Source organism: Rhodothermales bacterium, from assembly GCA_013002345.1.
Classification (GTDB): Bacteria; Bacteroidota; Rhodothermia; order Rhodothermales; family JABDKH01; genus JABDKH01.
The window spans coordinates 1-12,241 of sequence record JABDKH010000301.1 but is presented as its reverse complement, the minus strand read 5'-3'; the positions used below and the strand labels follow the sequence as shown (position 1 = coordinate 12,241).

Sequence of the window (12,241 nt, the reverse complement as noted above, 5' to 3'; positions counted from 1 at the left end):
GTTCATGACCCTCGCGGCGGAAGCGGAACGACCGGCGCTTCTGGTGCTCCTGTTCATCAAACGGGCCATGTTACTGCTCTCCAGGTGGCCGGGAACGTACTAAAGAAATAAGAAAACGGCATCAGCGGCGACTGTGTCAAGCAGGAGAGCCCGTCTCAGTCCGCTTTCACTGGTTAGGTACCCAGGGATGGCATCCTCATCCAGCAGGGGGCGCGTCGTGTCTGTGTTGTCAGGCGCCTATCGCCTGAAGCGCGATTATTCCCAGGACGGTAGAGGGAAGACGCAACGGTATCGGATAGAATCCCAATGTCCGACCGAATCCGAAGCCTTTCGCGACGTGCGTTTCGGGGACGTGACGCTGAAGCCGAACCGTTTGAAAGAGGGCGCAGTAAGCCAAACGTCAAGGAGACGCGCTACGAAATCGGTGTCACGGCCGGCGCAATGCGAGCGCCATACCAGGCGAAGCACGTGCCGGTGGTGGCCCGGACAAGGTCTCCTGCCGGCCGGACCGTTTCGCGGGACGCGAGATCCGTCCGCCTCAGTCCTCTTTGGTGGCAATCATTCGGTACGCCACCGCCCCAAGTACTCCACCGACGATTGGAGCCAGCCAGAAGAGCCAGAGCTGAGCGACGGCCCAATCACCAACAAAGAGAGCGACTCCTGTGCTCCGTGCAGGGTTAACGGACGTGTTGGTAACCGGAATGCTGATCAAGTGAATCAGCGTTAATCCAAGTCCGATAGCTATCGGTGCAAAGCCGGCCGGAGCACGATCGTCGGTAGCTCCAAGGATGATCACGAGAAAGAACATGGTCATGACAACCTCGGTGACCAGCGCGGCGAGGAGTGAGTAGCCACCGGGTGAATGCGCTCCGTAACCATTCGAGGCAAAGCCGTTGGAGACGTCGAATCCCGCCGCACCGCTCGCGATGATATAAAGAACTCCGCCCGCGACGATGCCGCCGAGCACCTGGGCTACAATGTAGGGAGCGAGCTTGGCTGCAGGGAAGCGACCTGCGGCCCAGAGACCGACCGAGACTGCGGGGTTTATGTGGCAACCCGAGATGTGTCCTATGGCAAACGCCATGGTCAGAAGCGTCAATCCGAAAGCTAGCGAAACGCCAAGTAGGCCAATACCCACGTTCGGAAATGCAGCAGCGATCACAGCACTCCCACAGCCCCCGAGCACCAGCCAGAACGTTCCAAGAAATTCCGCGCCGTACTGCTTCATTTGTTCATCCCTCGTGTTGGTGGACGGATTCCGAGTCCGGGTTGCTCCATCGCGATCGCGCCACACAAGGTAATCGTGATTGTCATTCCATGCCAAATCAGTGCGACGACTCGGGCGTTTTCCACCGTTGCGACTGCACGGACGGCTAGAAGAGCCCTGCGATTCCTAACTGTCCGAATGCAGCCAGGATGATGCCTGCTAACAAGACGCTGCCGAAGCCGATGAGTGCCGATCGTCTAAGCGATCGGGCGTGAGTCCACCCTCGCCACCACAGAACAAAGCAGCTCAGGGCAAAGACCAGAGACCATAAGACCCACGGGAGGATCCAGACAAGATCCTTCTCACCACCGCCAAGGTCGATGTGCCCGCCGGCGATCAACCACAGAAGGAGTGGAGCAAGCGCGAGAGGCAGTATCGCTGTAGCAATGCGGATCAGGCGATTCATCATCATACTTCTTGATGACAACGGGAGGCGGGTGCAAGGAATCTCCGGCCGGCCCATCTCGTCATGACCTACACGTGCTGATCCACCAGAATAGGGTTGCCGTCGGGATCGACTGCCATGAAGCTCGCGGGCCCCGTCGTCGATTCGTCTGCCTCGCTCTCCAGCTGCACACCCTGCGCTTTCAGCTGACGCTGTAGATCACGAACGTCGGTGAAGGATTCGAGCTTGTTTGCGTTACTGTCCCATCCCGGGTTGAAGGTCATTATGTTCTTCTCGAACATGCCCTGAAACAGTCCGATTACGTGATTGCCGTTCTTGAGGATCAGCCAGTTCTGCGCGGCGTCTCCACCAAATACTTTGAATCCGAAGTTCTCGTAGAAAGATCTTGACGCTTCAATGTCCTTGACCGCCAGGCTGATCGAAAATGTACCTAGTTCCATGATGCGTTCCTCTGAAGCGTAACAGTGTCCTGGTCCGAAGGGTATCCACTAATGCCGGTCCGGCGTGCGGACGGTGTGAGGCAAAGTAGACCTGACATCCTTTCGACGCCAGTCCGGTTCACCGCAACACTGCGCCGGGTTCTTAGCACTCGCCAAATGATCCGGAGCGGTCGCGCGTGGGGCCGACGCACAGTCTGCTCAAAGCAGTCCAAGGTCGACCAGTATCGCCCGTGCGATTCCGCGTCGGGCCGCGCCCTGCTTCGCGCGCTCGATGTCTATGTTCAACGCGAAGTAGTACGTCCGGTCGTCGCGCACGACGTACCCCACATACCACCCGATGTCGGCGGGGATACCATCAGCCCAGCCCGACTTGCCGTGGAGTACATGATCCGGTCCACGGCCCTCGACCATGATCCCCTCGACCAGGTCCACCGTCCGTTCGGAAAAGGGGAGGCGCCGCTCGTGCAGCCTCTGAAGAAAGTTGACCTGCTCCGTTGCAGAGATACGAAGGTCACCGGATAGCCAGAACTGATCGATGCCGCCTCCAATATTTGCGTTGCCATACCCGGCGCGCCCGACGTGGTCTTGCATTCGAACCGCGCCAATGCGACGGGACAATTCTTGATAAACCCAGACGGTCGAGCTCTCGAAAGCGGTCGCAAGCGTGTGATCTCTGTTCCACTGCGGAATCGATCGCTCCACCCCGTCCCATTCGAACACGGTCGTGGTGTCAGCGACAACCCCGGTTTCAAGTGCGACCAGCGAGTTGAGGACCTTGAACGTCGAGGCAGGAATAAACCGTTCGCGCGCTCTATCCGGGTTGTGGACAAGGTAGCGTCGTGCGGCGGGGTCATACAGGACAAACGTGCCGGTCACGCCAGCCTCGCTGAAATACTTTTTGAAATCTGGTCGCTCGACAGATGTCGCACGGCGGGAAGTTGTACAACCGTCACCAAGGAGCGTCAGTGCGAGGAGTGAGATTGGCAGGATGGATCGCATGGAACGCAGTCGTGGTTGTGGAGGGTCTTACGGTTTGCGGACTCCCGTGGTGGCAGCGACGCGGGATGATTTTCCGAAGGAGTGAATCAGGATTCAAGTCGGGCACGTCTCGGCGGCATGGCTCCGCGCAGATGATGACGAGGACAGGCCTTCAACTATACAGCACGCAACACGGGTTTCACGCAAAACGTATTTATCTCCAGTCGATGAACAGAATTAGTTCGCCGCACATTGCCGTTTGCTCTCGAAAGGCGGCCCCGACGTCTCCCGTCAGCAATTGGCCGTGCTCTCCTGCTATTTTCGTTTGGGTCCGGGTCCACTGCTCAGCGCGTAACTTTCTTCAAGCCATTCGCTCCACAACTTCTTCGGCATGGGTTCGTCCGAGGTGAATCGAGCGGTTACCCAACCGGTCGACCCGACTTCGAACCGATGTGGATTTTGGGCTGCCAGCTTTCGCGCCTGTGGCATGGATGCTTCAAGTTTGAACATCGCCTTGAAGCCGATCCCTTTTGGACCGGGACCTATGTAGAGGAAAGTCCGCTTTCCTGTTTTGAATGAAGACTGGTTACACGATGTGCCCCTGGCTATGGCCGGAAAGGCAGCGGCCCTTTTTCGGATGGGTTCGGTTGGATCTACGTTACGTGTCATGTGGTCCTCAGAGGCGAGTTTGCGAGGATTGCGGATACCGTCGCAATAAGTCCCCGTGTCGATTGAATGCGAAATGTGAAGTAGGCCTGGCCGATCACTTTTGCTGCGCTGCGTGACGCACAGGTCTTCTGTTCGGATGTGTTTCTATGGTCAGGCCGTGACGTTCGGGCACCGACTATAACACAATTGGCCGCAAAGGTCCGGGCTGTCATTCTCAGCTTCTTCGGGCTCGTCGTTTTTTGGCAATTCCGCGGTCCGGAATATCCGCCGCATCGGGGCCGGGTACCCTTGCCCTGACATTACGTTGCACTACCAGGGCAGAAACCGATATCGGCAGACGCGTGGCTCATGAGACTCTGCCGCCATCACACGAGCTGGAGACCGAGGCTACGAATTGCATTTGCGCTACAACGGAATACCGCGTAATCTAGGGCAGTTCAGATCCACCACAAGAGTCTGCAAAATGCATCGACACACCTATTTCTCGGCGAGTTCGCTCGTATTGATCGCGCTATCGGGCGCATTATTTCTTGGCTGTGCAAAAAAGGACTCGTCGTACAACGAGACGACCACGGAAGTTAGTCCCCTTGCGGCATATGCAGGAGACTGGATGACGGAAGCCTACACGGCAGCAAGCGACGAGCCGGCAGTCGTTGTTTTGATCAAAGGAACGGATTCCGCCGAAGGCTGGACGATGAAGTTTGCAGATATGGACGAGCCGATAGGATTGCAGGTGTCAGTGGTAGGCGACAGCCTCGTTACCCGATCGGCGTCCTATCCCAGCGCGCTGCGAGAAGGGCGGACCGTTACCTCCGTCACGTCATATTTCTCTGTCAATGGTGACCAGATGTCCGGCCGTTTCCATGCAGCGTATGACGACGGGGAGACGCTCAAGGGCCGCATGGCATCGGAGCGCGTAAAGTAGCGAGTGACTACACCGCCTGGTTCGATGAAGTGGCCAACGCTTCGCTTCATCGGTGTGTCGAGCCGCTCGCCTGATTGACACGGCAATCCGTCACGGTCAGGTGTACGAACGGACATTCTAACGATCGCTAGCAGTGAGGCAGTCGTCTACGCGTACGCTCCAGCGAATGCCGCATAACGGCGGAGGCTCACGAGCGTCCGCTTACTGCGGCCGGGTGTCACCTGGAGTAGCTTCCGTTCTCGGCGACTCCGAGTAAGTTGCCTGCCGGATCCTTGAACAAGGCGAACGTGACCACGTCGGGTACGACCGTACGAGTTAAAACCACACTGCCTCCATTGGCTTCGATGCTGGCAAGTGTGTCATCGATGTCGTCTACGCCGAGGTAGAACACCTTGTCCGGCGGGTCTTCCCGTATGCCGCCACGGAGTCCGCCCGTGGATCGTGACGCGATCGTCGATGATCCGTCGATCTCCCAGCCGAAGACCTGCTCGAAGAAGGACCGAAGCCTCGCACCGTCTGGTCCGGCGATTTCGAAGTAAACAATCGGCGCACTCATATCGTGTCTCCTGGATAGTCCGTCGAAGGCTTTCAGAACGCGACCGAGCCTACTGGCTACTGCGCCCTCCTCTATTGCTCAAGACGTCGCGGGCCAGATCTGGCAATACGAGACCGAGGTCGTCCAGCCGTGTACACTATCAGCGCGCTATCGCAAAGGGACTATCAATGCTCTCTGATTTCGTAGACTCGGACGCTCGCAATGTACGGGTTGCTCTGAGCAAGCTCCTCTGCCTCCTCAAGACTCCCGGCGTTAATGATGTTGTAGCCGGTGATCGATTCCATTCCCCAGGGTAGCTCCCTGGTCCCGGCGTCGGAGATCTCTTTGCCGCCGGTGAAACCACCCTGATCAACCATCTTGTCTGCGATGGATTCGAACCACTTGCCCCACGCACCCATGATTTCAGGAGTGGGCTGCTTGAATCCAAAATGCAGGATCATAAACTTCTTCATTCGTTTCTCCTTGCTTCCTTTCTTTTCTTGCCGGCCGAAGCTGAAGATAGCGTTTTGCAGTTACTGAGCGAACGAACTCCAGGTTCGGCGATGTCCGGCTGTTTGGTGGCGGCCGCAGCTCCCGGGCTGCCAACGGGTCTTGGTCCTACTGAAGCGGCGGAACTTGATAGCCGGCTTCAATGAGGACGTCACGCCAGTTTTCGTGCTCAAGCCCGGCTGACACAAGAAGGTCACGCCAGTCTATCCTGGCCAGCTCAAGCGCCGACACGAATCTTGACGGAGTATCGGGCTCGACATGGATCGAGTCTCGCGGGTCGCACACGAGTTTGACGATGCCGAGCTGAATTCGCTCCTCGAGAACGGAGCCCGGCGGAACCAGAGGAAGCCGTGCGCCGGCCAGGCTGTCGATGGCCTCTAACGCGGAGTCCTCCGGAAGAGCTTCCCGCAACTTCGAGCGGATATAGTCGGACACACGGGTTTCCACGGTCACCTATTCTGTGCTAATGACAATTCGGTGCTCTCGCGAAGCAAGTTGCAACGCTGATTGATGGTCGGGAGAAAGCGGTCGGTTGTCAAGAGGGAATTTCCGGCGCAACTGAGTCCGTGCCATGAGAGCGCTGTCCTCGATGAGTCTTGCAACGACCGTCCGTGCTTGCCGACTCAACTTCCCGGATAAGCCCGCACCTGATGTCAGGAGCGGAGTCCTTCAAGTCTCGTGCTAAGCCTGTCGGTTCCGGTTCAGCGATCTGCGTCGCGACCGTCATCAGGGTTGCTGTATGGCTCTCGGTCGAGAGTAAGTCTACATGGATGGAAGTCTGCCGACATCTCACCCACCTGATGGTAGAATAACGCACGATCGCTCAGGGGACATGCCTACAGAACAACAGACACAGCGTAGTTTTCTTTCGATGTGACATGCATCATGCTGGAGAGGACCGACCATGAAAACCCCAGTGCTACTCTTTGCATTCGTCATTCTCTGCGGCACGGTACAGGCCGATCCGTACCTGCGAGTTCTCGACCCCGACAGGTCGTGGGACACGCGCCAGGGTACGATCGAACAGGCATTCGTTTCGGTAAGACCACTCGGGATCTACATGGAGATCGGTCTATACCTGACGTTCTCGTCCCGGGGATCCGGCCTGTCACAAAGCAAGCAGCTGGAGGTCGAGCTCATGTTCGATCTTCCGGAAGGATCGATGGTCACCGACTCCTGGCTCTGGGTGGGTGACGAAATCATGCGTGCATACATCCTCGACCAGTGGACGGCAGCCGGCATCTACGAGGGGATCGTCAATCGCAGGAGGGACCCGTCGATTTTGTTCAAGCGGGGGCCGACCCGCTACGAGCTTCGCGTCTACCCGATGCTGGGATCAGAGACACGGCAGGTGAAGATCACCTATCTGGTTCCGGCAGCGTACGCGGGGAGCGCGGCGACGGTGCCTCTGCCGGTTAATTTGCTTGATGCGTCGAAGTACCCTGTTCCGGAACTGAAGATTATCGCGTGGCCGGCCGAATTCAGCGGGAAGCCGGGCATCCTGGAGAGCCAGATCAGCGCGCCGTTTGTTCCAGACAACGACCCAGATTTTGGCCGGTATTACAGGCTTCGACTTGATCGGTCCGCGCTAGATGCCACGTCGACAGTGACCGTGTCCGTTCCGCAACCCTTTCACGATGGTGTGCAGCTGTCCGTCCTGGACAACGCCGGGGCCGGCTACTATCAACTCGTTGTGCGTCCTTCACAGCTGCTCGGTCAGACGCAGTCTCGAAGGGTGGCCGTCCTTGTGGATCATGATCGATCGAATAGCAGCCTGTCGCGGCAGGCCGTCATGAATGAGGTCAGGTCGGCGCTGCAGACCTACTTGACGGATGACGATTTCTTCAACATTATTGTCTCCCAGATTGACATACGGTCGTATTCCGACTCGTGGGTGCCGGCGGACTCAGCTTCGATCGAGACAGCCTTCGCCACGGTCGGTCCGCCTGCGGAATACAGCTCTTTGCCGTCTCTGTTGGGGTCGGGGATACACTTCGTGCAGGCAAACGGGTCGGCCGGGACGCTGATGTTGGTCTCGGCTTCGGACCAGTTTCAGGATCACGAGACAGCAAACGATCTCATCGCTGATCTTAGCCTGGGTTCGTCCAGCGGGGCTCTGCAGATTGTGGACTATCAGGATATTGGTGTAGACCAGATTCGGATCGGCGGGATCTGGTACCGCGGCAACGGCTACCTCTACACCAATCTCGCCAAGCTGACGGGCGGACAATATGAATCATTGTCTGGAGGTGGTACGAACTTTCCGTCCCTGCTACGCTCGGCCATCGTGTCGTCGGGTGAAAGTCTGACGGCAGTCGACGTGTACACCGATCTTGCCTCCGGTTTCACGTACGGACGGCATACGTCCGCCAGCGGTCTGTCGATTCATAGCACCGACAAGGCCATCACGCAGATGGGCAAGTTCGTCGGTCTGCCACCATGGGAGGTCACGTTCTCCGGCATTCATCGGGGCGCCCCGTTTTCAATCTCAGTGCCGCTTTCGGACGACGTGGTTGTTCATGCCGACAGCGTCATCGAAACGGCCTGGGTGGGCCGACAGATCGAGGCGCTGGAGTCCGGTACGCGAACGAATGATGTCATCAATGAAATAGTTGGTCTCTCAACGTCATATCGGATACTCTCGGAGTTCACCGCCTTCCTGGCGCTCGAACCCAGTGATACCACGCAAGCGTGCGCGAGCTGTCGCGACGAAACGCAACTCACGGAGATCGAATCCGAGGATCTCCCCACCGCAGACAGCCTCCTCAGCATCTATCCGAACCCGTTCTCGACGACCACCACTATCGAGATAGTCGTTCCCAGGGAGATCGAAGCGGGAACCGCAACGCTTTCCATCTACGACGTGATGGGGCGGGCGATACGACGGTTTGATATACGGTCGGGCGTGGGCACCGCGCAGAAGTTGACGTGGGACGGGACTGCGTCTGACAGCCGCAGAGTGGCCGCGGGTGTGTATTTCATCGTCTTGCGGACCGGGAAGGACACCCGTACCGCGCGTGTAGTCAGGCTGTAGGCCGACATCTTCGAGATCATGTATCTCACATCTAACGAAGTACCCCGGGCGGTGATTCGAATTGCCGAAGCCACCCAGCTTCTCAACGGTGGGATGGACAGTGAGAGTCGTCACGCTGTGGGTAGCGCCCTGCCACGTCCACTATTGGTTGGGCTAGGACCGGCAACAACTGCTGGAGATCACCTTGCCTCGTGGAGGCCCTCCGCTTTTGCCACGCGCTACCTTTGCCCTGACTCGGGATCCATCCAATCCGGGTACCGACTCTTCGCTAGGAAATTCGGGTAGTCCGCAATTGCCATGATTTCCCGAGACGCCTTTCTCTTGTCGCTTGCGGCCTCATAGAAGGCCTCAACGATTGTCGCGCCCACGGCATAGCCCACATCTCGGGGTTGATCAGGATCAGCTGGAGTACTCCAGAGCCAGTCGCCCATTTCGTGACCCAGCATATCTGCTCGAAACGCCGGCCAGAGCTCTTTCTCCCGACCAAGATAGTAGGCGCGGGCTAGATTCTTGTGTTCGCTTCCACCCGTAACCAGTTCTGCAAAGAACGTCGCTGCCCCTTCGCGAATCGAGAGCGCCAGCAGCGTACGTTCCTCACCAGAGAAGATGGCGAAGTATGCATCGCCCACCGCAGAGAGCTGCTGCATGTGAACCATCTCGTGTACCAGCGTCGCCTTCAGGTCTTCTCTTATCGACTGTGCCGTCTTCTTCTCGATCGAAATCAGTGGTCCCTCGATTGATCCAGAACCGATGCCACGATATCCTCCCACCACAAAATACGTGGGAGGAAAAACCGCATCAGGAATGGCGTCCCTAAGGTCGGCATAGACCTCTCTGTAGGAAGACTCGTGCGCTCGCAGAAGCTCCAGCGTCTCGCCGATGCGTGAATACTCCTCGGGGTGCCTGCCCATTGCGTCCAGCAGGCGATCGACGGTCAGATCGTATTTCTCGATGTACATCTTGAGTCCCGGTGAGGCGCGGTCGAGATACTGCGATTTCAACGCCTCGGCCGAATCGGCTCCAGACGCCATGTCTTCGCCAGCAGTGAGGAAGTTCTCGACGTCCTGATATACAAACTTCGCGGCAGCGGGCTCTTCGGCAACGTCGCCGGTCAGTTGTTGCTGAGGTCTTCCGGCGGCGGCACCGGCGAGGAGGAACAGAAGAACGCAACAGCTCGTCGCGCGAGCCATGGCTCGCCATTCGTTCTTTGCCCGGTGCATCATTTGAATCATCCTCCCGAGGCTCGCTTGGCCCCCGTGTTCGTATCACGGTTCTCTCCGGCTCAGCGCGGCAGGCCGCTGCTCGATGATCGCAACAACGACTCGGGTTGTCAAGGGGAATGCTTCTGGTTTGAGTTGATGTGTAGGACTTAGGACTGACAGGGTGGAAATGACGTTCGGAAAAGCGACGCGACGCGTCAAATGCACTGGCGTGCTGACCTCACGGCGGTAGCAGTGGCGCCGGCCGTCGCAGGTTCCTGAGCGCCAGTGCGAGTGGTAGCGCGCCGCCGTCGACTGGCGACCCAGAGTCGGCGGAGAGGAATCACGGCGACTGAAGGCACGCAGCTCACTCGCGACGTCGCCCACCAACTCGAGGCAGCTCTGACTGCATGACACCGCTCCATAGCTGACACTTGCGTGAGTCCACGGGCCGGACGGTACCCTCGCGTTCACCCCACCATCATTATGGCCGGGACCATCGCGCCGAGTTCCGTCGCAACGTCGCATTTATCCCAAGCACCAGAAACCCAGGAAGTATATTCGGATGGGTTGCTCCTGCAGAAAGGGCATGGTTGGTCGAATTGCGGACTCACGTCGAGAGAAAGACGCGAACCTGCCGCGCGCGCGGAGCGTCAGGGCGACCGCATGTTTAGCACGCGTCGTGAGTTACAGAAGCACTGTGTGGCATTCATATGGGTCTTGATGTGACCAAAGAAAATCTCGAAGCATCCCGCTACCGTTTCGATGAATTCCTGCTCGACGTGCCGGACCGACAGCTATGGCGCGGCGACGCACGAATTGACCTGAACGCGCGCTATCTCGACGCTCTCGTTCTGCTGGTTCGAGAGCGCGGCCAGCTCGTGCACAAGAGTCGTTTCTTTAGCGAGGTGTGGAGTGACGTCGTTGTGAGTGACAGCGCCCTTACGCAATGCATCAAGGAGATTCGCAAGCAGCTCGGGGATGATGCATCGAATCCGCGCTTCATCCAGACGGTTCCCCGTAGCGGCTACCGTTTCATCGGGGACGTGGAGCCAGTAGCACAGGACAGGCCTGGCGCACGTTCGCCCAAGCACGACAACAGTGCAGAGGCGTCTTCCGTCGGGACGGTCGCACACTCCCACAGCCGCGCAAGCAAACCGCGGATATGGCAGGATAGTTTGCGCGAATGGTTGGCAGGAACTCTCGGCGGTGCGACTGCGGGACTATTTGGAGGGCTACTCTATGGGTTTGGACTTGCCTCCGCAGATGCCGGGGTGGGGACGCTTTCAACCCTGTTCGTTCTCGTCAGTCTCAATGTACTGGTGGGGCTGACCGGAGGATTCGGCGTCGGCTTCGGCCTTGCCGGGGCAGGCGTAGCTGCGCATTTCTTGCCGAAGATGCGCGTTGTACTTCGCATCGCCGGGGCTATGTTCGGAGGGCTTTTGGTCGGCGCTTTGGCCAAGCTGCTCGGCGTGGATGCGTTCAACCTGCTGGTCGGTCACGCCCCTGCGGGCATCACAGGCGGGCCGGAGGGTGCCGCCCTTGGGGCTGGGCTTGCTCTGGGAGCGTACCTGGGAAATCGACTTGGAGAACGTGCGGGTGGAGTTGCGTGCTGGCATTCAGCGGCAGGGGCAGGGTTTGGCGGGGCCGTCGCGGGCGCCCTTATCCCGCTCGCCGGAGGCCGCCTCATGGGAGGCAGTCTCGACCTGCTGGCGAAGTCGTTCGCGGACTCGAGGCTTCAACTCGAAAGCTTCGGGCCACTCTTCGGAGAGCTTCATTTCGGCCAGGCGACGCAGGCCGTACTTGGAGGGATCGAAGGTTTGCTTTTCGGTAGCTGTGTCGTTGGTGCCCTCGCCCTGATGCGTCGCTTCGAAGATGGAAGATCGAGCCACTGGACACTATGATCCTTCCAGGTAGCACCTCTTCCTCACTGCTCCTTTTCTTGTAGCCCATTTGTCTTCACGGGAGGATCACGCTGGCCTGCCAGAGCCGCGTGGGTGGCGCGAACCATGAGCTGCAATCTCCGATTCGACCGTCGTTGCGCGGCTCAACTCTCGGCTGCTACACCCGCCGGCGAAACCTCCATCGCTGCCCGACGAAATAGCATGGCCGATCCGAGCCAGAGCGCGGCGAAGACTAACGTAATCGGCCCGGTGAAGCCCCACCCGGCTGCCAGTGCGATCACAAAGGCCAACACCTGCGCCCCCGCCGCGGAGACCATGGCGCGCGCCATTCCCTGCGGCTCAAAGCGCGCGATCAAGGCACCGATGATGCCGAC

At 58.6% G+C, this 12,241-nt stretch carries 13 protein-coding genes; 3 read left to right on the top strand and 10 right to left on the bottom strand.

Annotation, left to right across the window (positions count from 1 at the left end; translation table 11 throughout):
- Window positions 1–538 precede the first annotated feature (538 nt).
- The 5 genes from aqpZ to HKN37_14350 all read right to left on the bottom strand — a co-directional run bounded on the left by aqpZ (window position 539) and on the right by HKN37_14350 (window position 3,760).
- Entirely contained in the window at window positions 539–1,228 is a 690-nt protein-coding gene (gene aqpZ / locus HKN37_14370) for an aquaporin Z (GenBank protein NNE47833.1), read from the bottom strand.
- Window positions 1,229–1,373: 145 nt separating this feature from the next.
- On the bottom strand, window positions 1,374–1,673 hold the full coding sequence (locus tag HKN37_14365) for a hypothetical protein (GenBank protein NNE47832.1): 300 nt from the start codon (window positions 1,671–1,673) through the stop codon (window positions 1,374–1,376).
- A gap of 68 nt (window positions 1,674–1,741) precedes the next feature.
- Window positions 1,742–2,113: a VOC family protein gene (locus tag HKN37_14360; protein ID NNE47831.1), complete on the bottom strand. Its 372-nt coding sequence runs from the start codon at window positions 2,111–2,113 to the stop codon at window positions 1,742–1,744.
- Window positions 2,114–2,311: 198 nt separating this feature from the next.
- On the bottom strand, window positions 2,312–3,112 hold the full coding sequence (blaOXA, locus tag HKN37_14355; protein NNE47830.1) for a class D beta-lactamase: 801 nt from the start codon (window positions 3,110–3,112) through the stop codon (window positions 2,312–2,314).
- A gap of 294 nt (window positions 3,113–3,406) precedes the next feature.
- Window positions 3,407–3,760, bottom strand: coding sequence for a hypothetical protein (locus HKN37_14350; GenBank protein NNE47829.1), 354 nt, complete (start codon window positions 3,758–3,760; stop codon window positions 3,407–3,409).
- 463 nt (window positions 3,761–4,223) lie between these two features.
- On the opposite strand from HKN37_14350, the gene HKN37_14345 reads away from it, so the two are divergent.
- The gene (locus HKN37_14345) at window positions 4,224–4,685 is read left to right on the top strand and encodes a hypothetical protein (GenBank protein ID NNE47828.1); all 462 of its coding nucleotides are present in this window, start codon (window positions 4,224–4,226) and stop codon (window positions 4,683–4,685) included.
- A gap of 217 nt (window positions 4,686–4,902) precedes the next feature.
- On the opposite strand, the gene HKN37_14340 is transcribed toward HKN37_14345, so the two are convergent.
- The 3 genes from HKN37_14340 to HKN37_14330 form a co-directional block, all read right to left on the bottom strand.
- Window positions 4,903–5,241, bottom strand: coding sequence for a hypothetical protein (locus HKN37_14340; protein ID NNE47827.1), 339 nt, complete (start codon window positions 5,239–5,241; stop codon window positions 4,903–4,905).
- A 164-nt stretch (window positions 5,242–5,405) separates the two neighbouring features.
- Window positions 5,406–5,693, bottom strand: coding sequence for a hypothetical protein (locus HKN37_14335; protein NNE47826.1), 288 nt, complete (start codon window positions 5,691–5,693; stop codon window positions 5,406–5,408).
- Between the two features lie 145 nt (window positions 5,694–5,838).
- The gene (locus HKN37_14330; GenBank protein NNE47825.1) at window positions 5,839–6,177 is read right to left on the bottom strand and encodes a hypothetical protein; all 339 of its coding nucleotides are present in this window, start codon (window positions 6,175–6,177) and stop codon (window positions 5,839–5,841) included.
- Window positions 6,178–6,634: 457 nt separating this feature from the next.
- On the opposite strand from HKN37_14330, the gene HKN37_14325 reads away from it, so the two are divergent.
- Window positions 6,635–8,764: a T9SS type A sorting domain-containing protein gene (locus HKN37_14325; protein NNE47824.1), complete on the top strand. Its 2,130-nt coding sequence runs from the start codon at window positions 6,635–6,637 to the stop codon at window positions 8,762–8,764.
- A gap of 218 nt (window positions 8,765–8,982) precedes the next feature.
- Here HKN37_14325 and HKN37_14320 read toward each other — a convergent pair whose 3' ends face one another.
- Window positions 8,983–9,987, bottom strand: coding sequence for a hypothetical protein (locus HKN37_14320; protein NNE47823.1), 1,005 nt, complete (start codon window positions 9,985–9,987; stop codon window positions 8,983–8,985).
- Window positions 9,988–10,688: 701 nt separating this feature from the next.
- On the opposite strand from HKN37_14320, the gene HKN37_14315 reads away from it, so the two are divergent.
- Window positions 10,689–11,867 (top strand): transcriptional regulator, encoded by a 1,179-nt coding sequence (locus tag HKN37_14315; protein NNE47822.1) that lies wholly within the window; start codon window positions 10,689–10,691, stop codon window positions 11,865–11,867.
- A gap of 143 nt (window positions 11,868–12,010) precedes the next feature.
- Here the strand turns inward: HKN37_14315 and HKN37_14310 are convergent.
- On the bottom strand, window positions 12,011–12,241 hold a 231-nt coding region (locus tag HKN37_14310), incomplete at its 5' end, for a hypothetical protein (protein NNE47821.1).